The following is a 22,930-nucleotide window of genomic DNA, read 5'->3' on the forward strand; positions in this document are numbered from 1 at the left end:
CGCGGCGTCGACTGCTCCGGCAATTCGCCAAAAAATCCGTCGTCAGCCATCTCTCTCCCCGGCAATCAATCTGCCTAGAGAATCACATTCGCCCGACGCGCGGTACAAAAAGATTCACAGTCTCGTAGGATGGGTAGAGCGAAGCGAAACCCATCCCACAGGAGGCAGTCTGAGCTCTCAGCCGGCGCGCAGCCGAACGATCGATTGCGGCAGCGAGGCGAGAAACAACACTGCGCAGACGCAGAGCAAGACGATATCCTTGAACAGAAACTCGCCTGTCAGGTTCCACGCCATTGGATCGGATGAAAGGCTCCATTTGACGACGCCCGGCGTCGTGAAGAAGAACGACCAGGTGACTGCAAAGGTCACCATGCCCATCAATGAACCGAGCGCGGACAAGACTGGACTGAACGCGCCGGCGACGAGCAACGCCGCAATCGCGAATTCGGCAACGCCGAGGACATACGCCTCCCCTCTCAGGCCAAATACCGACAGCCAGGAGATGAATGGGCTGTTGCTGATGAACTGGGCGATGCCGTGCGCGGATTGCGGCGTGAATTTCTGCATCCCGAACGAGATGAAGATCACCACCATCACCCAGCGGAGAATGGCGAGCGGACGGTAAGAACCATCGCCCTTTTCGGCGACGTTGAATTCCTTCATGTGACGATTTCTCCCCGGCTTGCGCATATGTTTGCTGGCGAACGCAACGTTCGCTACGTGCTCTACGGCGAGGAGTTTCCGTCGTTACCCGCGGCCGGGGTTCCCCCGATCACAGCTGCGTGCAATTTAAGTGTCTGCGTCAGCAGGCCCGCATGCCGGACAGACAGGTCCTACGCCTCGCCGGGCCACGCCGCCATCGCCGCCTTGGCTGCGCCTCTGAGCTCCGCTGGCGTCGCGCCGTCCTTGGCCTGGATCGCCATGCCCTGGAAGACGCTCAGGTAAAACCGGCTTAGCGCATCGATGTCGGTTGTCGCCGGCAGTTCGCCGCTGGCGACCGCGCCTTCGATCCGCGCGCGCAGATTGCCGAGCATATCGAGGCGGACCTTCCTGATCGCGCGGGCGATGGTGGCCGGCCATTCGTCACTGACGGCGCCCAGCACGGCCATGCAGCCGGCCGGCGCGGTCCGGGATTTCGGCAGGGTCTCGGTCGCCCCGATCAGCAGGTTTTCGATGCCCTCACGCGCGGTTTTTCCGTCCGCGAGCTTATCCCACACCGGAGGTCCCTGGGTCCGGACGTAGTGCTCGATCGCCGCGAGATAGAGCGCTTCCTTGCTCTCGAAGGCCGCATAGAGGCTCGGCGAGCGGACGCCCATGGCCTCGCACAGGTCGTGCATCGAAGCCGCCTCGAACCCCTTGCGCCAGAACAGGAACATGGCGGCTTCGAGTGCTGCGTCGCGATCAAATTCCCGTGGCCGACCTGCCATCGCCCGCCTTTCTGTAATGATCAACACATAATTCACTTGACCATCGCGATCAAGACTCCACATATTCTGTGCCGATCATTACAGAATTGGAGAGATCAGATGACGCTGGCAGGAAAACGGGCCCTGGTGACGGGCGCTAGCAGGGGTATCGGGGCCGCCATCGCGAAGGCGCTCGCAGCCGAGGGCGCCGATGTCGCCATCACTTACGAGAAGTCCGCGGAGAGCGCCGCCAAGATCGTGGACGCCATCAAGGCGTCGGGGCGGAAAGCCGTCGCGATCCAGGCCGACAGCGCCGATGTCGCCGCCGTTCAGGCCTCGGTCGACAAGACCGTCAAGGAGCTCGGCGGGCTCGATATCCTGGTCAACAATGCCGGCATTCTCAGGCTGGGCGGCCTCAACGACATCTCGCTCGCCGACATCGATGCGCAGCTGAACGTCAATGTCCGTTCGCCGATCGTCGCAAGCAAGGCGGCGCTGCCCCATCTCGGCAAGGGCGGCCGCATCATCACCATCGGCAGCTATTTCGCCGACCGTGTCCCCTCGCCGGTGCTCGGTGTCTACGCCGCGACGAAGTCGGCGCTGGCAGCGTTCACGAAGGCGCTGGCGCGCGAGCTCGGTCCCCGCGATGTCACGGTCAATCTGGTGCAGCCGGGCTCGATCGACACCGACATGAATCCGGCGCACGGCCCGACCGCCGAGACCCTGAAGCAATTCATGGCGCTCGGCCGCTACGGCGCGACGGATGACATCGCGAGCGCCGTGGCGTTCCTCGCCAGTGCGAAAGCCAAGTATATCACCGGCACGACATTGACCGTCGACGGCGGCGCGAACGCCTGAGTATCCCATTCAGTTGCAAGAGGCCGCCCCCAAGGCGGCCTCTCGCTCGTGGCCGGTGTCGGATCGCTTTGTGCCGTCTGATCTAGCGTGGCCTTATTTCGTGTAGCCTTACTTCGTGTAGCCTTGGCTCGTACACCACCACATGGCGTCAGCCGAGGTTGCGGGTCTTGCCACAAGCGACAGCGACCCGGATTACGCTGCGCTCCATCCGGGCTACGAGAGCCTTACCTGAAATATCCCAGCACGAGATCGACATCCGAATTGCTGGCGGCGGTGCCGTTCAGCTCGGCGTCGATGACGCGGCGGCAGGCTGCGATCGCGGCCTGGTCGCCGAGATCGTTGGCGGCTTCCAGCACGAGCCAGGCGGCGTCGACGGACGCCTTCTCGGGAGCGGATCCGCTCGTGTCGGCAGTGAGGTTCTTGTTCTTGCGAACGGCGGTGCCGAATTGAGGCAACATTGCAAATACTCCCTCGATTTCCCGCTCAGTGGACCTGGAGCTCGGGCTGACGGCCCCCGGGGGCTTCGGCACCCGCGTTGTTCTTGCGCGACTGGTAGAACTTCAGAATGCTGCGCGAGGTCTCGATCTTGAGCCGGCCGAACTCGCGCTCATTGTCCTGGAGCTCCCGCGCCGTGATCAGGTGATCCTTGGCGCCGAGGAACAGCAGCGACATGGTCGTGTCCCAGGAGAAGTCGAGCGCCTTGCACAGCACCAGCAGCATCTCGCGGTTGCGGTCCATCAGCGCGCGCTCGATCACGTCGACCGGCAGCGCCGACAACAGCGACAGGCCGATCTGCACCTCGTCGAAGCGATGCTGGCGCGCATAGTTCGAGATCGAATCCTGGTTGAGGTTGCCCTGGCGATACTGCGTCGTCACCACGCGCTTGGCGACGAAATAGCTGCGCGAGGACGGGCCGAACTTGGATTGCAGATCGCCGGTGACCTCGGTCACCGAGCTCTGGATCTGCGCCATCATCTCGGGGCGCTCGGTCTCGAGCCGGCGGCGGACGTCTTCCGACGCCTTCGCGATCAACTGCTGGAAGATGTGCCGCGGCACGTCCTTGCGCAGGCCAAGCTGCTCGGCAAGGATCGAATCGCCTTCGGCGCGACGGACCATGTGCAGCAGGCCCGAGCCGGAGAAGCGCGCGCCCTCGTTCCTGGCGACCGAGGTCACGACCTCCTGGTCGCCGCGCTTGACCAGCACGTCGGTCACGGCCTCGCCGATCGACTGGCGCTGGGAGATCGCGAGCAGATGCGCCTGGCCCTTGGTCATGGCGCTCTTGACCAGCATCTTCTCGTCGATGCGGGTGGAGTCGCGCAGCACAGGACCTGCGACCTCGATCTCGTCGTCGAGCGCGAGCTTTTCGATGACGTTGAGCGGGGCGTGATCGCAGGCCGACATCAATTCGGAGAGCTGCGTCCGCGCGGCAACCTCGATCTCGTCGGCAAGCCGGCCGATCACCTCGCCGAACATGCTGATCTCGTCGTCGCTGTAGCGGCCGGTGATCAGAATGTCGGTCGCATGCCACAACGCACGCGTCCGGCTTTCGTCGGTGCCGCGCGCGATCGCATCGTCCAGGTCCTGCAGAAGCGTCTTCGCCCCGTTCATCTCATAACCCCAGTTCTTGGTCGTTCCTTGCCGGGCCATCCCGCTTGTGCAGGCGCGACGCCGACTTCCTCTGGGAACCGAGGTTAGAGATGAAACGCGATGATCCAGTAAAACCGGCAGATCAGTTTTGCTGACGAAAATTCGTTCAAATGCGAGGGAATGGGTTTACTGGCGGGCAATGCACCGGGCTGCGACCAGCTCGGCCTTCATGGTTCGAGACGCGCCGAAGACGGCGCTCCTCACCATGAGGGTCTTAGGATTTCGCCGCGAAACAAGGCCTCATCCTGAGGGGCACGCCGAAGGCGGGCGTCTCGAAGGATGGCCGCAAAGATGCTGCCACCTCACGGATTCGACGGCGTCAGCACCAGCGGCGGCTTGGGCTTCGGCTTGGCGGGCGGCGGGCCCGGCGCCGGCCGCACCTCGATCGGCGGCGGCAGCGGGGCGACCTGCTGGCTGGCGAGCGGCGGGTTTGTCAGTGCCGGGCTTGTCAGTGCCGGGCTTGGCGCCGCGGGCGCGGCTTGCGGGGCCTTCGGGGTCGGCGGCGCCCTCGGTTCGACCTTGGCCTTCGGCGCCGGCGCTCGGCGCGGATCGCGGCCGGGCATCGGCACATCCGTCAGCGAGGGCTCCGGCGCGGGATCGGGCGAGACCAGCGTCGGCAGCGCGGCGGTGGCCGGTGGCGGCTCGCCGCGCTCGATGGCGTCGAGGCGCCGCGTCTCGCGATCGATCGTGCGCACCGCGAGCCATGACGACAGCGGCGCCAGGTCCACGGTACGGTTGAGCTTGTCGGGCGGCCCCGCCGCGAACAGCTGGATCTCCGGCGGCGCGCCCGACAGCCCGGTCATGATCGGCGTCAGGCTGGCGCGGATGTCGGCCTGGTCGGCGGGAATGTCGTAGCCGCCGGAGACGATGGCGCGGGCATTCTTGGCTTCCAGCGGGGTTGCGCCGACGCGCAGGCGGCCGTCGCGGATCGTGAACGGGATCTGCGCCGAGGCAACCGCGATCGGTGCGGATGCCAGCGCAGGCTCGACGAGCTGCCGCAGCCGGTTGTCGTCACTGACCTGGCCGCCATCGCTGGCACGGATCGCGATCTCGAAGGCGCGCGGATTGAGGCCCGATATCTCGGCGGAGTCGAGCGTCACCGTGCCGTTGCCGGCGAGCGCGCCGGTCAAGGCCGCAACGCTACGGCCCTGGCTGTTCAACGCCATCTGCACCGAGGCGCGTCCCTTGGTCAGCGCGAGGTCGCGATAGCGCAGCGTCGTCGCATCGACATTGGTGAGATCGAGATGCAGATTCAGCGCAACGCCATTGGGGCCATTGCGCGCATCGAAGCTCGCCGACATCCCGCCACCGCCGACATTCCCCTTCAACCCATCGAGCGCGAGCGACTGGCCGTCGCTCCGGATCGTGCCGCCGAAAGGACGCAGTTCGAGCCCGCCGGGCAACGTGCCGCGCAGCGCCTGGAAGGCGATGCGGCCGCGCCAGCCACCGAGCAGCCCTGCGCTCAGCGGCTCGCCGGCATCGCGTCCGGCAGCACCGATCGCCATCGCCAGCGCCGGCATCACATCGAGCGTGTCGAGGCCGATCTCGCCGTCGACGCTCTTCTCCTGGTCGAGCGTCACCGCGAGATGGCCGCGCAGATGCGAGCCGGCCGCACTGCTGTCGAGATCGTCGAAGGTCAGGCGGTTGCCGGACAGGCCGACGCGCGAGGACAGGCTGACGCTCTGCGTCGACTTGTCCGCCGGGCTGGTCCCGAACAGCGGCGCAAGGTTGACGTTGCGCACGCGCAGATTCACGTTGGCCTTCGGCTCCGACAATTCGACGCTGCCTTGCGCGTCCGCATCGAGCCCGCCGCCACTGAGCTTTGCGTTCAATTGCAGCGGCCGGCGCCAGGCGCCGCTCAACCGGCCTTCGAATTGCGAAGCGCCCTCGCCTGCGGCTACCAGACGGTCGAGCCCGAGCAGCGCCAGCAATGCGCCCGCCTGCGGCGTCGAGACTTTCGAGTCCAGCGTGAAATCGCTGCTGCGCAATTTGTCGATGTCGATGCCGTTGACGGCCGCGATCGGTGTCTGCGCGGCCAGCGTCGCGGTGGCCTTGAGCTGCGGCGCATCGAGATCGAGCGTGGCGCGGGCGTCGCCGCGATCGGCATGCTCGGTGTTCTTGTCGAGGCTGAGATCGAGCTTGAGGCGGGTCGCACCCGGCAGCGACGGGAGCGCGTCCAACCGTGTACGCACCGCCGGCGCAAACGGCTCGATCAGCGCGGTCAGCTCGCGCAGCGAATTGGCCGAGGATTTCAGCGCAAGCTTGCCGGTGGCCTTGGTGCGATCAAAACTGCCGTTCGCCTCGGTGGTCACGCCGCCGGTCTGGCCGAACCGCAACTGCTCCAGCGACAGCGCATTCGGGCCATAGCCGAGCTTCGCCGCAAACGGCTTCAGCTCCTGACCGGCGGAGATCGCGCGGCCGACATCGAGCGAGAGTTTTACTTCCTCCGGCCATTCGCCCTGCGGTCCCGCCAGCGCGCGGACAAAACTCGCGGCGGCGTCGAGGTCGAGACGATCGGCCTTGAGCTCAGCATCGATCCGAGAGCCCTTGCTGGCGCCCGTCTGCACGAAGCCGATGCGGCCCTCCACCGTGCCGCCTTCGATGTCGGCCTTGAGCTTGTCGATGGCGAGATGGTTGGGAGCGATGGTCACGTCGCCTGCGAGCCGCAGCGGCCGCGTGCTGCGGCGGTTGACCTCGGTGCGGCCCTGCAGCCAGGCCACCAGCGTATCGGGATCGGAGGATTCGACGCTGAGGCGGCCGCTAAAGCTGTCGGCGCCGGGCGTCGCGCCGTTGAGCGAGAGCTGCGTCATGCCGGGTGCGCGCAGCTCGAGCCGCTGGAAGGTCCACGACCTGCCGCCGGTCTGGAGCTCGGCGGTGATGTTCTGCAGCGGACGGCCGCCGAGCATGATCTGATCGGAGTTGAACTCGATCTGCGCCGGGATCGGCGCCTGCGGGATCGCCGCCAGCCCCGCGCGCAGCGCCTGCAGCACGCGCTGCGGATCGCTATCGTCCTTGCCCGCCAGCTTGTCGGCATCGACCTGACGCGCCGACAGCACCGCGCGCAGCAGCGGCGAGGCGCCGAACCTGAGGTCGCCGACGCCGCCAACCTTCAACACGTTGTCTTCAGTGCCGAAGCTCGCATCGATCTGGTCGAACTTGGCGCCGGCCGGATCGGCCTTGAGCTTTGTCGTGAGCTTCCAGGGCGTCGGCCCCGCCTCGCCCGGCTTCTTCGGCGGCGGCACGGCAAGGATCAGCGCGCCGTCGAATTTCGGCAGGCGGTTGTCGAAGGCGAGCACGCCTTCGAGATCGGCGAGGATGGCGCGCTCGCCGGGATCGATATTGAGGTGGAGACGGGTGGCGCTGCCGTCGGCGCTCGGGCCGGAGGAGACGCGGAAGGGGTAGCGCACCTTGTTGGCGGTCAAGCTGCCGTCGCCGCGGACCGAGCCGGCCAGCGAGCGGACGTCGCCGGAGAAGACGATGTCGTTCAATTCCAGGGTCGAGCGGCTGGCGGCATCGTGCAGGGCGATGCGGCCGGTGAGGTTCAGCCGTTCGATCGCGAGCGAGGCGAGGTTGAAGGTGCCGCTGGCGGTGGACGGCAGATCGACCCGCCCGCGCGCATCGAGGCCGAGATCGACCGCCATGCCGTTGACGGTCAGCTCGGTGGCGCGCCATTCGCCGCGCATCAAGGAGCCCAGGCTGAACTCGACGTCGAGCTTGTCGGCACGCAGGCGGCCGAGATCGTTGTTGCCGCCGAAGGTGACCGAACGCAGCCGCAGGGTCGGCGCCGGCAGCAGCCGCGCGTCGAGCGCGCCCGCGACCCGTACCGGTACGCCGATGATCCGGCCAGCCTCCGCCTCGAACTGGGGCCTGAACTGGTTCCAGTCGATGAAGTAAGGCCCGATCAGCGCGGCCAAAAGCGCTAAGATGAAGGCAATCGCCAATCCGAGCAGCGTCGTCTGCACGGGTCTCCCCTCGGCCAAACCGGCCCGGGCCAAACCTGAGGGCCTCAGGCGCGCCGGAACAGCCCCTTATATAAGGGGAAGTGTGGCGAAGTCACAGCGACTGTTGCGCGCGGAGGTTAACGCCGGTGTGAGACCCTCACCCTGAGGAGGCCGCGGAACGCGGCCATCTCGAAGGGCGAGGCCCGGCTATCGCCGCATGGATGCAGCGGGGCCCTTCATCCTTCGAGACGCGCTGGCGCGCTCCTCAGGATGAGGACTGGCAGTTATCACCAGCTCGCCGGGAGCTGCGTCAGACCGCGCAGCACGAAGGTCGGCCGCCATTTGGGGTTTTCCACGTCGTCGATGCGCAGATCCGGTAGCCGCCGCAGCAGCGTGGCAATGGCGATCTCGGCCTCGATTCGCGCCAATTGGGCCCCCAGGCAGAAATGGATGCCGCCGCCGAACGACAGCGGCTTGACGTTCTGCCTGTTAACGTCCAGCCGGTCGGGGTGATCGGGGTAGACCGCCGGATCGCGATTGGCCGAGCCGAGCAGGCAGAGCACGGTCTCGCCCTTGGGGATCTTCTTGCCGCCGAGGTCGTCGATGTCCTCCAGCGCTACGCGCCCGGTCATCTGCACCGACGAATCGTAGCGCAGGAATTCCTCGATCGCGCCCACCATCAGCTCCGGCCGCGCCTTGAGCAGCGCGAGCTGGTCCGGATTGCGGTGGAGCGCGAGCAGGCCGTTGCCGATCAGATTGACCGTGGTCTCGTGGCCAGCGCCGAACAGCAGGATGATGTTGGCGGTCAGCTCCTCGTTGGTGAGCTTGTTGCCGTCCTCCTCCGCCTGCACCAGCTGGGTGATCAGGTCATCGCCGGGGTTTCGGCGGCGCAGCTCGAACAGCTGCTGGAAATACATCTGCGCCATCATGTTGCCGGCGTTGCCCTTGGCGATCTCCTCCGGCGAGAGCGGCACCGGATCGAGCAGCCGCCCGCCGTCGCGCGAGCTCTTGTAGAAGACCTCGCGATGGTCCTCGGGGATGCCGAGCATGTCGCAGATGATGGTAACAGGCAGGCGGAAGGCAAAATCCTCGATCAGGTCCATGTGGCCGCGGTCGATCACCGCATCGATGGCCTGGTCCACGATCTCCTGGATGCGCGGCCGCATGTCCTCGACGCGGCGGGCGGTGAAGGCCTTCACGACCAGGCCGCGCAGGCGCGTGTGATCGGGCGGATCGGACTGCAGCATCCAGTGGCTCATGCTGCGGAACACCGGCTCGTCCATGATAGCGGGGCTGTAGCGGCGCTTGGAGCGCTCGACGAAATCCTTGCCGAAGCGCTTGTCGCGCATCACGAGGCTGACGTCGGCGTGGCGGCTGGTGACGAACTGGCCGAACGGCGTGACATGGACCGGATCGGTCGTGCGCAGCCGGTCGTAATGCGGATAAGGATCGCGGATGAAGTCCGGCGACAGCGGGTTGAACAGCGGATCGCCGCCGGTGGGTTGCACTTGCTCGTTCATGGTGACCTCAACTCGGTTGCCGATGACACGAATACGCGAGGCAGCCCCACTGCCCGGCGTAACCATCCCTTTTGATTATCAACTCGATACATTGTTGTATCGAGTTGCATTCTGCCCTAACCTGCGCCGATGTCAAGGGTGAGAACCAGGCCGACCAGGGACGATACGCGCGACAAGCTGTTCGAGGCGGCCGCGCGCGTGTTCGAGGCGGACGGCATCGGCGGCGCCAGCATCGAGGCGATCGCGGCCGCGGCCGGCTTCACCCGCGGCGCGTTCTATTCGAATTTCAAGAGCAAGGACGAATTGATCATCGCCATGCTCGAGGACCATGTCGAGCAGTCGATCCGGCGCAACATGGACATCCTCGCGCAGCACGACAATCTCGACGATTTCATCGCCGCGCTGAAGTCGATGGACCGCACCAGGCAGGACCCGCTCGGCCGCTCGCCTCTCCTCCACATGGAGATGATCCTGTTCGTCGCGCGTGCCGAGAAGCGCCGCCCCGAGCTCGCAAAGCGCCTGCGCGCGCGGCGCAAGCTCGTCGCCGACATCGTCGAGGCGACGCTGAAGAGCAACGCGAAGGGTGACAATCTGAACCCGCCCTGGATGGCCTCCGTCGTGCTCGCGCTGGAAGACGGTTTTCGTTTGCACCGGCTGATCGATCCGGAGACCACGCCGGCCGACAGCTTTCTGCGCGCGATCATGGATTTGCGGCGGCGGACGGGGCTGGCGGGGGAGTAGGGTGTGCATGACGCCCAACCTGTGAATTCAAATCCAAGGTGCTGGGATCGGCGCCTGGCTACTGCGCAAGCGGGGCCCCATGTATTTCACCCATCGACGCCGGACGACGGGTCCGGAGAACAGGTCTGACGAAAGGGAGAGTACGATGGCAATCAACGACATCCTGCCCGGCAAGCTTGGCTTCGGCGCCGCGCCCCTCGGCAACATGTTCCGCGACATTCCCGAGGCCGAGGCGCAGGCGACGGTCGATGCCGCCTGGAACGACGGCATCCGCTATTTCGACACCGCGCCCTTCTATGGCGCAGGCCTCGCCGAGATCCGGATGGGACAGGCGCTCGCCGGCAAGTCGCGCGAGGCCTATGTCATCAGCACCAAGGTCGGCCGTGTCGTGCTCGACGAGATCGAGGAGAGCCCGCGGGACAATGGCGAAAAGGGCAGCGTGTTCGCGCATGGCCGCCGCAACAGGATAGTCAACGACTATAGCGAGGACGCGACCTACCGCTCGATCGAGGACAGCCTGAAGCGGCTCAAGACCGATCACATCGACATCGCCTTCGTCCACGACGTCGCGCAGGATTTCTACGGCGACGAATGGCTCAGTGTGTTCGAAAGCGCGCGCAAGGGCGCCTTCCGCGCCCTGCAGCGGATGCGCGACGAAGGCGTGATCAAGGCCTGGGGCCTGGGCGTCAACCGGGTCGAGCCGATCGAGCTGCTGCTCGAGCTCGACGAGCCGCGCCCCGACGTCTCCCTGCTCGCCGGCCGCTACACGCTGCTCGACCATGACCGGGCGCTCCAGCGCGTGATGCCTGTCGTCGCGGAGCGCAAGCTCGGAATTGTCGTCGGTGGCCCCTACAGCTCGGGTGCGCTCGTCGGAGGCCCGAACTTCGAATATGCGCCCGCGACGCCGGCGATCCTCGCCAAGGTCGCGGCGATCAAGGCGATTGCCGATCGGCATCGGATCAGCATGAAGGCCGCCGGTCTGCAATTCGCGCTGGCCAATCCTGCGGTTGCGGCCGTGATCCCCGGCGCCAGCCGGCCGAGCCGGATCGCCGAGGACCGCGCGGCGCTGCAGGAGACCATCCCCGCCGACTTCTGGCGCGAATTGCGCGCAGCCGGCCTGGTCAACCCGGCCGCTCCGCTTCCCATCGCGGGCTAACCCGCAAGTCCGATCACTGAGAATGCTCACCGGTCGAAGCCTCGCTTCGACCGGCCGGCCCCCCGCGTCCGCAATCGACGCATCCCGACTGAAGTGAAAAGGAGAAAGACCATGCGCGAACTCGAAACCGACAAGGCCGCCGATCCCAGCCGCCGCGACATGCTTCTGACCGCCGGCGCCGCGATGGTCGCGGGGGCAACCACGGCGGGCCCCGCAATTGCCGCCACGCCCCCGGCGGGCGGGATCAACCGGCTATCCGCAACCGATCGCAACGCCGGCCCGCTGGCGGTCCGCCTGCAGGGCGTTCAGCACTTCGGCTTGACGGTGCAAAACATGGAGCGCGCGTTCGAATTCTACACAGAGGTGCTGGGCGGCACGGAAGTGTTCCGCCACGGCGACTTCCAGGGCGACCAGGTGCAGAACACGCTGCTCGCCGACCAGGAGATCCGCGCAGGCGAGCTCCATGTCGATCCGCAGACGATCGGCGTGCCCAACCTTCGCGACGGCGACCAGCGCCTCGACGTCCGCTTCGTCCAGTTCGACAATGTCGTGATCGAGCTGCTGCAATATCGCAATTCGCAGGAGCCGATGGGCAGCGCCAACAGTTTTGCGCCACCGGTTCAGAACATGAGCCCGGCCTACCCGCGCATGATGCACATCTGCTTCTATGTGCGCGACGATGTCGACTTCAACAAGTTCATCACCGACCTCGAGGCGGAATCCACACGCCGCGGCATGACGCAGGTGCGGGCCAACCGCATCATCCGCGTCCGGACCGAAGCCGAGCGCAAATCCGCTCCCGAGAACACCAACACCAACAAGGTGACGGTCGCCCCGTCGGACGGCTGGGAGCTGATCTACTGCAAGGGCCCGGAGGGCGAGCAGCTCGAATTCGTCAAGGCGCTCGGGCCGGTGAAGCAGCGTTTTGCCGACGCGCACGCCACCCGGCAGCGCACGCTGACCGGACTGTGATTTGGCGGCTGCTGTCTGCTTTTCTCGAAATTGGAAGAACTGGAAATGAAATCTCGATTCGTGAAATCATGCTCACTCGCCATCCTGCTCGGAGCCGGCGCAATCGCCGCGTCCGCTCCGGTCGTGGCCAAGGAAGCGAGCGGCATCAGCTACGCCAAAATCCCGGCCGGCGCTTACTCGATCGTCGCCGAGGTGCGCGCCAAGCCCGGCAAGGAGGCCGAGCTGCGGGCCGCCACGCTGCCGCTGATCGCGCAGGTGCGCAGCGATCCCAAGAACCTCGTCTATTTCCTGCAGGAGGACCGGGAGCATCCCGGCCATTTCATCTTCTACGAGGTCTTCGTCACCAAGGATGATTTCGAGGCGCACAACGCGATGCCCTACGTCAAGGACTGGTTCGCCAAGCTGCCGGCACTTGCAGACGGCGGCGTCCAGGTGATGCGCATGGAGATCCTGGGGCGCGACCGGCGCTGACGCTGTTATGCGGCCGGGACGAACTCCACGCCCCGGCCGCGTCATCCTTCGGCGAGGAATTGCTGCATGCGCGGCACCGTGAAATCGAGGAAGGCCCGCACCCGCGCCGGCAAAAACTGCGCGCCGCGGAACAGCGCGTGGATCTCGTCGGTCGCACCGATATCGCTGTCGGCGAGCAGCTCGACCAGCTCGCCGCGCGCAATGGGCTGGCGCAGATGATAGTCGGCCGCCCGCACGATACCCACGCCCGCGATCGCCATCCGGCGAAGCGTCTCGGCATTGTTGGCAAGCAATGACCCGCTGAGCATCCGCTCGACGATGCGTCCGCCCTCGCGCATCGGCCACACCGGCATCGTGCGGCGGAAGTTGAAGCCCAGGCAATTGTGATGGACGAGGTCCTCCGGCGTCTTCGGCGTTCCGTGGCGCGCGAGATAAGCGGGCGAGGCGACGATGCGCCGCCGTGTCTCTCCGATCCTGCGCGCCATCAAATTGGAATCCGCCAGCTTGCCGACGCGGATCGCAACATCGGTGCGGTCGAGATAGAGATCGACCACCTCGTCCGACAGCGAGAGATCGACGACGATGCGCGGGAAGGCCTCGAAGAAGGCCGGCAGGATCGGCTCGAGCGCAGCAGCGCCAAATGTCACCGAGGAGGTCACACGAATAACCCCTTCGGCCTCCGCCCCACCTTGCGCGATCTGCTGCTCGGTCTGGTCGAGCGAAGCCAGCAGCGCCTGGCTGCGCTCGAAATAGAACTGCCCCTCGACCGTGAGCGCGAGCCGGCGCGTCGACCGTTCGATCAGGCGGACGCCGAGCCGGGCCTCCAGACGGGCGATCAGCTTCGAGACCGTGGACGGCGTCATCAGCATGAGACGGGCCGCTTCCGAGAAGCTGCCCGTCTCGACGACGCGCACAAACACCAGCATCTCGCCTGCACGATTGTCCATACCGCTCCTGCACATCGCTTTCGGGGATGCGCGGGAGACTAGCAAGGCGACATTGCGAAGTCGCCTCATCCACCAGGACTGGCGACACCAAATCGTGCGATTTGGATCAATCCGAATGCACCGTGCGACGAAAGGACGCCTACGCCGAGCGCTTCACCGCGCCGCGTTCCACCGGGCCGACGTGGAGCCGGCCCAACATCGCCCTCGCCTGCTCGGCGCAGTGCTCGATCAGCCAGCGTTCGAACGCGACGGGGGCGAGTGCGGGGGCGTAGAGGAAGCCTTGCACGACGTCGCAGCCGAGCTCGGCGAGCGTCCGGCGCTGGCCTTCGGTCTCGACGCCTTCGGCGACGACGGTCATCCCGAGGCCCTGGCCGACGCGCACCACGGCGGTGGCGATCGCAAGCGCGCCTGCGTCCTTCTCGATGTCGCGCATGAAGCTGCGGTCGATCTTCAATTCGCGGATCGGCAGGTGCGCGAGACGGCTGAGGCTGGAATAGCCGGTGCCGAAATCGTCCACCGAGAGCCCGACGCCGAGCTCGCGGATCGCATTCATGGTCTCGAGCGCGGCGACGCTGTCCTGCATGAACGCGCCTTCCGTGATCTCCAGCATCAGGGCATCCGGCGGCAGATCATATTCGGCGAGGATGTCCTTCAACCGCGCGGCCAGCGTGACGTTGCGGAAATTGATCGGCGACAGGTTGACCGAGACGCAGGGAATGTTGAGGCCGGCGCGGCGCCAGCTCGCCATCTGCCGGCAGGCCTCGCGCACCGACCACAGGCCGATCTGCTCGATCAGGCCGCACTCTTCGGCGAGCGGGATGAACTTTGCCGGCGAGACGTCGCCGAGCACGGCATCGTGCCAGCGCGCCAGCGCCTCGACGCCGTGAATGGCGCCGTCACAGCTGCGGATCTGCGGCTGATAGCTGAGGGTCAGCGCGCCCTCCGCGATCGCCTTGCGCAGCGCCGCGATCAGGGCCAGCCGTTGCTCGGCGAGCCCGTTCATCTCGGCGCTGAAGATGCGATGGGTCGAGCGGCCGGCCTGCTTGGCCATGTACATGGCGGCATCGGCCTGCTGCATCAACGTGTCAATGTCGGTGGCATGATCGGGATAGAGGCTGATGCCGATGCTGGCCGACATCGGCATCTGCTTGGACCCGAGCCTCAAGGGGGCGGCCAACGCTTCGGTGATTCCGGCCGCGACGCGCTCGGCGCCCTCGGCGGTGCGCTGCGGCAGCAGGATGACGAACTCGTCGCCGCCGAGCCGGCCCAGCATGTCTTCGGGACCGATGTGCTCACGCAGGCGCTGCGCGAGCTGGATCAGCAGCTCGTCGCCGGCGGCGTGACCGAGCGTGTCGTTGACGTCCTTGAAATGATCGACGTCGAGGAAAGCGAGCGCGACATGGCTGCCGGTCGGGCAGGCATCGATCGCGGTGGTGATGAGGTGACGGAGCTGCGCGCGGTTCGGCAGACCCGTGAGGATGTCGTGGTAGGCGAGCCGCGCGATCTCGGCGCGCGCCTCCTTGCGCTCGATCGCGAAGGCGCCGAGGTCGACGCAGGCCTCGACGATGCGGCGGTGCCAGTTGCTCGGTGCACGCGGCTCGTGGAAATAGAAGGCGAAGGTGGCGATGACCCGGCCGTCCTTGGCCTTGATCGGCGTCGACCAGCACGCCCGAAGGCCAATCGCCAGCGGCATCGCCTTGTAGGGCTGCCAGCGCGGATCGGTGTCGAGATCAGTGGCTAGAACCGGTTTGCCGTAGAAGGCTGCGGTTCCGCAGGAGCCGACATTGGGACCGATCGCGATGCCGTCCAATGCGCGGGAATAATCCTCGGGCAGGCTGGGACCGCCGAGCGGATGGACCAGGCCCGCGGCATCGACGTGAAGCAACGAACAGACGACATCGGGCGCGATCTCCTCGACGCGGCGACACAGCCTGTCGGAGATGTCGGTGATCGGCACCTCGTCGGCGAGCGCGCCCATGATGAGCTGCTGCAGCGAGCGCAGCTGCTTGGTCTCGGTGATGTCCTCGAGCAGCGCGAAGATGTGCTTGACCCGGCCCTTCTTGTCGCGGAAGGCGTCGATGCGGGCGCAGACCCAGATCTCCTCGCCGTCCTTGTTATAGACCAGCGTCTCGATTTCACCGCGCCGGCCGCCGCTCACCAGGCGCTTGACGAGTCTGGCGACGGCCTTGCGGTCGGTATGGCAGCCGGCGATGAGCTCGCCGGCGCGGCGGCCCTCGGCCTCGCCGTTGGTATAGCCGAACAGCGCCGTGAAAGCCGAGTTGACGTAGACGATGTTCTGTTCGACGTCGGTGATGATGACCGCGCGGTTGGTCTGGTCGGAGACGGCGTTGAGCAGCCCGATCCTGACGCGACGTTCCGCTTCGGCGGTGACGTCCCGTGCGAACACGATGCGGTGGGTTGCGCCGTCGATCATCATTGAAGACGACGACACCAGCGCCCTGATGCGGCTGCCGTCGCGCCGCACGAGGCTGATCTCCTCGCGGAAGTCCTTGGGCAGATCTCCTTGCAGGAATTTGAGCGAGAGAATTTCGGCGTCGCGGCCGAGCACGTCGGTGCGTGCGAGCTTCCAGATCCGTTCCGCAGCGGCGTTGAAATGCGTGATGCGATGATTGTCGTCGACGATGGCAATTGCATCGCTGGCGCATTCGAGCACGGCGCGCAGCACGTCCGGCATTTCCGTCACTGGGGCGTCGGAGGCAGACATCGTTAGAACCGGCAATATCGGGAACAAGCGGCAATCGGCCCAACGCTAACGCTCCGATGGTGTCCAAGACGTTCTTGCAAGCGCCCCGCGCCGCGCCAAGGCGCGACATGCTTAACGTTCCGCGAACACGGCAGAGGTAATCCGATGCGCGCGGAACCTATTCAGCGCCGATTCCCGCCGAAGGCCGGTGCAATCGGCCCGCGACGGCCCGCACCTTGCCCGGCGAGGCCCGCCACACCGACAGCGCCGACAAGCCGCTCACGGCCATGGCGATGACGAAGGCGAGCGTGTAATCGCCGGTGCGATCATAGAGGAGACCCGTGAGCCAGGGCCCAGCCGCGCCGCCAGCCAGTGCCGCGAGCATGATCATGCCGAAGATGCTGCCCTGGTGCCTGCCCTGGAAAATCTCGAACACCACGGCGCCCATGATCGAGGTGAGGCCGTAGCCGAGTGCGCCTTGCGTGAACACCATGATGTAGACCAGCCACAGCGACGGCTGGAACTTCAGCGCGATCAGCGCCGCGAAGCAGATCGCAAAACCCGCGCAACTGATCGCCCACACCGCTTCGCGCCCGATCCGGTCGGAGACATGGCCCAGCAGGATCTGGCCGGGAATGCCGAGCAGGCTGACCACGCCGAGCGCCCACACCGCGACATTGGGACTGAAGCCGATGTCGAGCAGGAATTTGGTTTGGTGCACCTGCACCGCGTACCAGATGTACAGGCCGGAGAAATAGCCGACCGCGATCCACCAGAATCGCGCCGTCGCCGCCGCGCGCTTCAAGGTCCAGTCGGTATTGACCCAGTCGTGATCGACGACGTTGGAGACCGGTTTTGCGGCGCCGGCGGCCGGCGCAGCATCGCCGTCCGGCCGAAGGCCGATATCCTCGGGGCGCTTGTGCAGAAACAGGTTGATCGGCGCCAGCACGATCAGGATCATCAGGCCCATCGCGGTGCAGGCGGTACGCCAGCCGGTCTGCTCGATCATGTGCTGCACCCAGGGCAGCAGCGTCACCGATCCGATGCCGACGCCGGCAAAGGCGATGCCGATGGCAAAGCCGCGCTTGCGGATGAACCAGTTCGGCAGGAACAGGGATTGGCCGGAATAGCCGAGACAGACGCTGCCGGCGCCGACCATGACGCCGAGAGTCATGTAGAGATGCCAGGGCACGCTGGTGAACGGGGCGAGCAGCAGCCCGCCGCCCATCAGCACGACGCCGAGCTCCATCACCGCGCGCGGGCCGGAGCGGTCCATCAGGCGGCCGATCAGCGGGCTCGCCACGGCCGAAGCGATGAAGCCGAAGGAGAAGGCGCCCGCGGTGACGCCGCGCTCCCAGCCGAACTCGGAGAGGATCGGAGGAAAGAACAATGAGAAGGCGGTGCGGGCGTTCACGCCGATGGCCATGGTGACGAAGGTCACCGCGACCACGACCCAGCCGTAGAAGAACGGAAGCCGCATGATGTGTTTGTTTCACCCCTAGATGGTGCTACCGACCATCCGGGGCCGCCTGGGTCAAGCGATTTTCGCGTGATGCGCGTTGAGCGGCAGTTTCGCTGCGGCGCATCCTTCGAGACGCCCGCCTCCGGCTGGCTCCTCAGGATGAGGTCACGTTTCGCGGTGAGATATCAGACCCTCATGGTGAGGAGCCCGCGAAAGCGGGCGTCTCGAACCATGAAGGCCGAGGTTCAGGCCGCGTCGCGCTGCGAGGACCGGGGAGATTCGTCGAGCGCGATCTGGTCGACCGGCTGCGGGCGTCCGAACAGATAGCCTTGCGCGAAATTGACGCCGAGCGCCGTCAGCCGCTCGAACTCCTCTGTTGTCTCGACGCCCTCGGCGGTCACCGACATGTCGAGGCCGCGCGCCAGCGTCACGATCGAGGCGATGATGGCGGAGCTGCGCGGCTGGTGCGTGAGGTTGCGGATGAACGACTTGTCGATCTTGATCTTGTCGAACGGGAACGCGGTCAGGTAGCTGAGCGAGGAATAGCCGGTTCCGAAATCGTCGAGCGCCAGCTCGATGCCGAGCTGCTTCAACCGTTCCATGAAGGCGAGGTTCTCGACGCCGCGCTCCAGCAGCACCGATTCCGTGATCTCGATCTCCAGCCGCTGCGGCGGCAGACCGGATGCCGTGAGCGCCGCGCAGATCATCTCGAACAGCTCGGCCTCCTTGAACTGGATCGGCGACAGGTTCACCGCAACCGCGAGGTCGCCGGGCCAGTTGGCTGCGTCGGCGCAGGCGCGCCGCAGCACGAATTCGCCGAGCGGAACGATCAGCCCGGTCTCCTCGGCCAGCGGAATGAACTGGTCCGGCGGGATCAATCCGCGCGTCGGATGCCGCCAGCGCACCAGCGCCTCGAAGCCGCGCCGTGCGCCGCTGAGAGCATCGACGAACGGCTGGTAGTGCACCTCGAGCTGGCAGCGCGCGATGGCGTCGCGCAAGTCTCCTTCCAGCGTGTTGCGCGCCTCGAGCTCGGCCGACATCACCTCGTCGTAGATGGTGAAGCAGTTGCGGCCGGCCGATTTCGAGCGATAGAGCGCAAGGTCGGCCTTCTTGAGCAACTGCTCCTGGTCGCGACCGTGTTCCGGCGCGATCGCGATGCCGATGCTGGTGCCGATCTCGACGCGATGTCCGGGCAGCAGGAACGGCTCGGACACGAGCTTCGCGATCCGCCCCGCCAGCTCGGTCGCGCAGGTGCGCTGATCCTCGGAAGCTTCCTGGATGATGGCGAACTCGTCGCCGCCGAGCCGCGCCAGCACATCGGTGGTGCGCAGCGCGGATTTCAGCCGCTGCGCCACCTGACGCAGCAGCACGTCGCCGGCACCGTGACCGAGCGAGTCGTTGACGTTCTTGAAGCGGTCGAGATCGAGCATCAGGATCGAGAAGGCCGAACCTGCATCGCCCAACTCGCCGTTGAGCTCGTCGAGCCGGGCGAGGAAGAAGGCACGGTTCGGCAGCCCGGTCAGGATGTCGGTCTGGGCAAGCTCCAGCACCCGGCGGTTGGCCAGCGACAGCCGCCGTGAATTGCGGCTTGCGAGCATCAGATAGGCCGACAGCGACAGCGTCAACAGCATGCCGACGATGAGGACTGCGGCCGCCCGATCGTAGGCCGTCTCGAGCGCGCCGCCGGCAGTCGGCATGGCGCGCACCTGCCAGTCGGTGTCGCCGATCTTGAGACTGCCGGACCAGTGCAGCCCACGCGCGACATCGCGCATCGACTGCGGCGCGGTTGCGGCCGACGAGAAGTCCGGCAGCATGTCTTCCAGGCTGACGATCTGCCCCGTGAAGGGCGGATAGATGTTGACGCTGACGGCAGGGCTCGCGCCGGTGGTCACGCGAATGGACTGGATCAGCAGCGGCAGGTCGAAGACGCCGACGACGAAACCGGCGAGGTTGCGGCGCCGGTCCGCGGCCGTCTCGCGCGAGGTGCCCTTGGCATAGACGGGAACGGCGACGAGGACGTCGGGCAGCCGGCCGCCTTCCTTGGGCTCATAGAGGCGCGTGCGGATGGAGGCGACGCGGTCGTTGTCGCGCGCGCGCTCCAGCGCCACACGACGTTCCGGGATGCTCGCATAGTCCATGCCGTAGACCGACGAGGTCTTCGGCTGGGTCGAGTAGAACACCGGGAAATATTCATCGCCCTGCGGCGCCGCCGCGAGGGCATCGCCCTGAAGCGACTTGATGCGATAGCCCGACACGCCGTCCGCAATCGCGGCGGCCTCGTATTCGGCGCGCTCCTTGCGGTTCACACGCGGCAGCCACGCAATCCGCAGCATTCCGGGATGGCGCTCGAACAGGCGCGCGCTGAAGGTCTCGAATTCGCTGCGGGTGATTTCCTCGTTGGTGGATTCGAACAGCGTGCGCAGCGCGACGAGCCGGGAAATGTACTCGCCCATGCCGTTCTGCATGACGATCGCTTCGGTCTCGGCCGCGTTCTCGAACTCGATCCGGTTGACGCGGTCTTCCCAGCGCGCAACGGCGGCGGCGCCCACGATCGAGAACAGAAGACCGACCGCAATCGCGACCAGCGCAGGGCGATACAGCCCGAGCAGCGGCGCGGCGCGCCACCATCCGGTCCTACGCTCCCGATCCTGATCGTTCTGATCGCGACCGCCCATCTTGATACGCACGTCCCCCTCGGCGCGGCGGCACGAACTTCTGGTTGAGCCGCCGGAACTGCTATCGGACAAGGAACGGGGTTAAGAACTGCACAATTTCGAAACCCGGGTATCCCGCATTGCGTGGCTTAGTTAATGATTGCCCTGCGGATCGCGGCAGTCTGGACATAAGTTGCCGGTTTTCCCCGGAGTCTTACGGAGCGGAAGTGCGGTGCGCCTTAGCGACCTGTTCAGCCCGCAGAATTATTGTTTCCGCGACCGCATCCCGCATCCAGCAAGCATCCACATGACACGATCGCGATCTGCGACATGGCTCGCCTTGACCATCGCCTTGCTGGCCGCCGCCGTGCTGCCTGCAAAGGGCGAGGAGGCCGGCGTCAGCGACGATGCGATCCTGTTCGGCCAGGCGGCCGCGCTCGAAGGCCCCTCCTCTGCGCTCGGACAACGCATGCGGCAGGGCATCGTCGCCGCCTTCACCGAGATCAACGAGAAGGGCGGCGTCTACGGCCGCAAGCTCCACCTCATCAGCCGCGACGACGGTTACGATCCCGATCGTTCGGTGGCGCAGACACTGCGGCTGATCGAGGACGACAAGGTGTTCGCACTGATCGGCGCAGTCGGCACGCCGACCGCGATCGCGACGATACCAATCACCAGCGTCAGGAACGTTCCCTTCATCGGCCCGTTCAGCGGCGCCGAATTCTTGCGCGACCTCGAACTCGCCAATGTCGTCAACATCCGCGCGAGCTATGGCGCGGAGGCCGAGGCCTGGGTCAAGCACCTCACCGAGGATCGCGGGTTCACCCGCATCGGCATCTTCTACCAGGACGATTCCTTCGGCCGCGACGGGCTCGCCGGCGTGAAGCGCGCGCTCGCCAAGCGCGGCCTCGAGCTTGCCGCCGAAGGCACCTTCGAGCGCAACACCCGCGCGGTCGCCGCAGCCTGGCGCATGATCAAGCGCGCCGAGCCCGAGGCCATCGTCATGGTCGGCACCTACGGACCCTGCGCCGAGTTCATCAAGCTCGCGCACCGCAGTGGCGCGCGCCCGACCTTCGTCAACATCTCCTTCGTCGGCGCCAATGCGCTCGCCCGGGAGCTCGGCCCCGAGGGCGAAGGCGTGATCGTCTCGCAGGTCGTGCCGTTTCCCTGGGACCGCTCGCAACAACTCGTCGCCGACTACCAGGCCGCACAGGAGGCGATCGACCCGACACTGACACCGGATTTCGTGTCGCTGGAAGGCTATCTCTCCGGCCGCCTCGCGGCCGCGGCACTGGTCAAGGCGGGGCCGCAACCGACGCGCGCGAGCCTGCTGCGCGCCATCAACGATGTCGGCCGCTTCGACATCAGCGGCAACGTCGTCACCGTCGGCATCCGCGCCATCGAGACGCCGCCGAAGGTGTTTCTGACGGTGATCCAGAAGGACGGGACGTTCAGGGCGGTCGATCGGCTTTAGGGGCGCCGCGTCCAGCGGTCGGCGTTGACGGCGCCTTGCGGGATCTCGCCTTTGACGATCGCTTCCACCTGCCGCACGGTTTCGAGCGACTGATATTCGATCGCCTGCGGCGTCAGTCCGCCAACATGCGGGGTGGCGATGACGTTGGGCAGCTTCGCCAGCTCCGGTGTCGGCATCTGGTCGGGCGCGCGGCCGACATCCATCGCGGCGCCCGCGATGCGGTTCTCGATCAGCGCCTTCGCCAGCGCGGCCTCGTCGACGAGATTGCCGCGCGAGAGATTGATGAAGACGGCGTGCTTCTGCATACGCGCCAGCGTCGCCGCGCCGATCAGGTTCTCGGTCTGCTCGTTGGCAATCGCGAGGCAGACGATGTAGTCCGACGCGGCGAGCAGCTCGTCGAGACCGACATGCCGGATCGCGCTGTCGCTGATGGTCGCGAAGGGATCGGCGACCAGCACCTCCATGCGCATCACCTTGGCGACCTCGGCCAGATAACGCCCGATGCTGCCATAGCCGATGATGCCGATCCTGCTGCCGGCGAGCTGCCGTCCCATCCGCGCTTCCGGCTTGCGGCCCGTCTGGTAGTCGGCGGTGGTGCGCGACACGCCGCGGGAGAGATCGACCATGAAGCCGATCGCAAGCTCGGCCACCGCCTGCACGAAGCCGGGACCGGCGCGGGTCACGAGCACGCCCGCAGTCGAGGCCGCATCGACATTGACGTTGCGGATATCGACGGCGCAGCGGACGAAGGCGCGCAGCCGCGGCAATTGCGCGAAGATCTCGCCGCGGCCTTCGGTCATGCGGTCGGCGACGATGATGTCGGCGTCTTGCGCCGCGCGAACGAGGCCAGCGGCGTCGAGCGTCTCATCGCGCTCGTGCAGGATCACCTCGGCAGCCGCGCGCAGGCCGTTCAGGCTGCGGTCGCCGTAGTAATTGCGCCGCATCTCCGGCGTATGCGCGAGCAGGACCTTCACGAC

At 66.3% G+C, this 22,930-nt stretch carries 17 protein-coding genes; 6 read left to right on the top strand and 11 right to left on the bottom strand.

What is annotated here, in order from left to right:
* Positions 1–177: 177 nt before the first annotated feature.
* A complete protein-coding gene (locus VGR99_RS30745; RefSeq protein WP_326903697.1) occupies positions 178–663 on the bottom strand; it encodes a YkgB family protein in 486 nt (161 codons plus the stop codon).
* 170 nt (positions 664–833) lie between these two features.
* Positions 834–1,427, bottom strand: a complete 594-nt coding sequence (locus tag VGR99_RS30750) for a TetR/AcrR family transcriptional regulator (protein WP_326903698.1) — start codon at positions 1,425–1,427, stop codon at positions 834–836.
* Between the two features lie 99 nt (positions 1,428–1,526).
* Between VGR99_RS30750 and VGR99_RS30755 the strand changes: the two genes are divergently transcribed.
* Positions 1,527–2,264 (top strand): 3-oxoacyl-ACP reductase family protein, encoded by a 738-nt coding sequence (locus tag VGR99_RS30755; protein ID WP_326903699.1) that lies wholly within the window; start codon positions 1,527–1,529, stop codon positions 2,262–2,264.
* A gap of 224 nt (positions 2,265–2,488) precedes the next feature.
* Here the strand turns inward: VGR99_RS30755 and VGR99_RS30760 are convergent, their stop codons facing one another.
* The 4 genes from VGR99_RS30760 to VGR99_RS30775 form a co-directional block, all read right to left on the bottom strand.
* Positions 2,489–2,722 carry a hypothetical protein gene (locus VGR99_RS30760; RefSeq protein ID WP_326903700.1) on the bottom strand — a complete coding sequence of 78 codons (234 nt, stop codon included), beginning with the start codon at positions 2,720–2,722 and terminating at the stop codon, positions 2,489–2,491.
* A 25-nt stretch (positions 2,723–2,747) separates the two neighbouring features.
* A complete protein-coding gene (locus tag VGR99_RS30765) occupies positions 2,748–3,872 on the bottom strand; it encodes a DUF2336 domain-containing protein (protein ID WP_326903701.1) in 1,125 nt (374 codons plus the stop codon).
* A 341-nt stretch (positions 3,873–4,213) separates the two neighbouring features.
* Positions 4,214–7,873, bottom strand: coding sequence for an AsmA-like C-terminal region-containing protein (locus VGR99_RS30770; protein WP_326903702.1), 3,660 nt, complete (start codon positions 7,871–7,873; stop codon positions 4,214–4,216).
* Between the two features lie 266 nt (positions 7,874–8,139).
* The gene (locus tag VGR99_RS30775) at positions 8,140–9,372 is read right to left on the bottom strand and encodes a cytochrome P450 (protein WP_326903703.1); all 1,233 of its coding nucleotides are present in this window, start codon (positions 9,370–9,372) and stop codon (positions 8,140–8,142) included.
* A 129-nt stretch (positions 9,373–9,501) separates the two neighbouring features.
* Between VGR99_RS30775 and VGR99_RS30780 the strand changes: the two genes are divergently transcribed.
* The 4 genes from VGR99_RS30780 (at position 9,502) to VGR99_RS30795 (ending at position 12,712) form a co-directional block, all read left to right on the top strand.
* Complete coding sequence (locus VGR99_RS30780; RefSeq protein ID WP_326903704.1) at positions 9,502–10,113, top strand: TetR/AcrR family transcriptional regulator; 612 nt, start codon at positions 9,502–9,504, stop codon at positions 10,111–10,113.
* 145 nt (positions 10,114–10,258) lie between these two features.
* The gene (locus VGR99_RS30785) at positions 10,259–11,269 is read left to right on the top strand and encodes an aldo/keto reductase (protein ID WP_326903705.1); all 1,011 of its coding nucleotides are present in this window, start codon (positions 10,259–10,261) and stop codon (positions 11,267–11,269) included.
* 111 nt (positions 11,270–11,380) lie between these two features.
* A complete protein-coding gene (locus VGR99_RS30790) occupies positions 11,381–12,241 on the top strand; it encodes a VOC family protein (RefSeq protein ID WP_326903706.1) in 861 nt (286 codons plus the stop codon).
* Positions 12,242–12,286: 45 nt separating this feature from the next.
* A complete protein-coding gene (locus VGR99_RS30795) occupies positions 12,287–12,712 on the top strand; it encodes a putative quinol monooxygenase (protein WP_326903707.1) in 426 nt (141 codons plus the stop codon).
* A gap of 41 nt (positions 12,713–12,753) precedes the next feature.
* Here the strand turns inward: VGR99_RS30795 and VGR99_RS30800 are convergent, their stop codons facing one another.
* The 4 genes from VGR99_RS30800 to VGR99_RS30815 form a co-directional block, all read right to left on the bottom strand.
* Entirely contained in the window at positions 12,754–13,659 is a 906-nt protein-coding gene (locus VGR99_RS30800) for a LysR family transcriptional regulator (RefSeq protein ID WP_326903708.1), read from the bottom strand.
* A 139-nt stretch (positions 13,660–13,798) separates the two neighbouring features.
* Positions 13,799–16,384: an EAL domain-containing protein gene (locus VGR99_RS30805; RefSeq protein WP_326903709.1), complete on the bottom strand. Its 2,586-nt coding sequence runs from the start codon at positions 16,382–16,384 to the stop codon at positions 13,799–13,801.
* A gap of 157 nt (positions 16,385–16,541) precedes the next feature.
* Positions 16,542–17,843 (bottom strand): MFS transporter, encoded by a 1,302-nt coding sequence (locus VGR99_RS30810; RefSeq protein WP_326903710.1) that lies wholly within the window; start codon positions 17,841–17,843, stop codon positions 16,542–16,544.
* A 227-nt stretch (positions 17,844–18,070) separates the two neighbouring features.
* A complete protein-coding gene (locus tag VGR99_RS30815; RefSeq protein WP_326904074.1) occupies positions 18,071–20,500 on the bottom strand; it encodes a bifunctional diguanylate cyclase/phosphodiesterase in 2,430 nt (809 codons plus the stop codon).
* Between the two features lie 286 nt (positions 20,501–20,786).
* Between VGR99_RS30815 and VGR99_RS30820 the strand changes: the two genes are divergently transcribed.
* Positions 20,787–21,953 carry an ABC transporter substrate-binding protein gene (locus VGR99_RS30820; RefSeq protein WP_326903711.1) on the top strand — a complete coding sequence of 389 codons (1,167 nt, stop codon included), beginning with the start codon at positions 20,787–20,789 and terminating at the stop codon, positions 21,951–21,953.
* On the opposite strand, the gene VGR99_RS30825 is transcribed toward VGR99_RS30820, so the two are convergent.
* The gene (locus VGR99_RS30825; RefSeq protein WP_326903712.1) at positions 21,950–22,927 is read right to left on the bottom strand and encodes an NAD(P)-dependent oxidoreductase; all 978 of its coding nucleotides are present in this window, start codon (positions 22,925–22,927) and stop codon (positions 21,950–21,952) included. The genes VGR99_RS30820 and VGR99_RS30825 overlap by 4 nt on opposite strands.
* Positions 22,928–22,930: the final 3 nt, after the last annotated feature.

Origin of the sequence: Bradyrhizobium sp. (genome assembly GCF_035935975.1) — a bacterium.
GTDB lineage: Bacteria > Pseudomonadota > Alphaproteobacteria > Rhizobiales > Xanthobacteraceae > Bradyrhizobium.

Excerpts from the sequence above, each read along its gene's own strand:
- VGR99_RS30775 (WP_326903703.1), bottom strand. The coding sequence starts at position 9,372 with ATGAACGAGCAAGTGCAACCCACCGGCGGCGATCCGCTGTTCAACCCG.
- VGR99_RS30745 (WP_326903697.1), bottom strand. The coding sequence starts at position 663 with ATGAAGGAATTCAACGTCGCCGAAAAGGGCGATGGTTCTTACCGTCCG.
- VGR99_RS30790 (WP_326903706.1), top strand. The coding sequence starts at position 11,381 with ATGCGCGAACTCGAAACCGACAAGGCCGCCGATCCCAGCCGCCGCGAC.
- VGR99_RS30810 (WP_326903710.1), bottom strand. The coding sequence starts at position 17,843 with ATGCGGCTTCCGTTCTTCTACGGCTGGGTCGTGGTCGCGGTGACCTTC.
- VGR99_RS30785 (WP_326903705.1), top strand. The coding sequence starts at position 10,259 with ATGGCAATCAACGACATCCTGCCCGGCAAGCTTGGCTTCGGCGCCGCG.
- VGR99_RS30795 (WP_326903707.1), top strand. The coding sequence starts at position 12,287 with ATGAAATCTCGATTCGTGAAATCATGCTCACTCGCCATCCTGCTCGGA.
- VGR99_RS30760 (WP_326903700.1), bottom strand. The coding sequence starts at position 2,722 with ATGTTGCCTCAATTCGGCACCGCCGTTCGCAAGAACAAGAACCTCACT.
- VGR99_RS30800 (WP_326903708.1), bottom strand. The coding sequence starts at position 13,659 with ATGGACAATCGTGCAGGCGAGATGCTGGTGTTTGTGCGCGTCGTCGAG.
- VGR99_RS30805 (WP_326903709.1), bottom strand. The coding sequence starts at position 16,384 with ATGTCTGCCTCCGACGCCCCAGTGACGGAAATGCCGGACGTGCTGCGC.
- VGR99_RS30765 (WP_326903701.1), bottom strand. The coding sequence starts at position 3,872 with ATGAACGGGGCGAAGACGCTTCTGCAGGACCTGGACGATGCGATCGCG.
- VGR99_RS30815 (WP_326904074.1), bottom strand. The coding sequence starts at position 20,500 with ATGGGCGGTCGCGATCAGAACGATCAGGATCGGGAGCGTAGGACCGGA.
- VGR99_RS30750 (WP_326903698.1), bottom strand. The coding sequence starts at position 1,427 with ATGGCAGGTCGGCCACGGGAATTTGATCGCGACGCAGCACTCGAAGCC.
- VGR99_RS30755 (WP_326903699.1), top strand. The coding sequence starts at position 1,527 with ATGACGCTGGCAGGAAAACGGGCCCTGGTGACGGGCGCTAGCAGGGGT.
- VGR99_RS30820 (WP_326903711.1), top strand. The coding sequence starts at position 20,787 with ATGACACGATCGCGATCTGCGACATGGCTCGCCTTGACCATCGCCTTG.
- VGR99_RS30780 (WP_326903704.1), top strand. The coding sequence starts at position 9,502 with ATGTCAAGGGTGAGAACCAGGCCGACCAGGGACGATACGCGCGACAAG.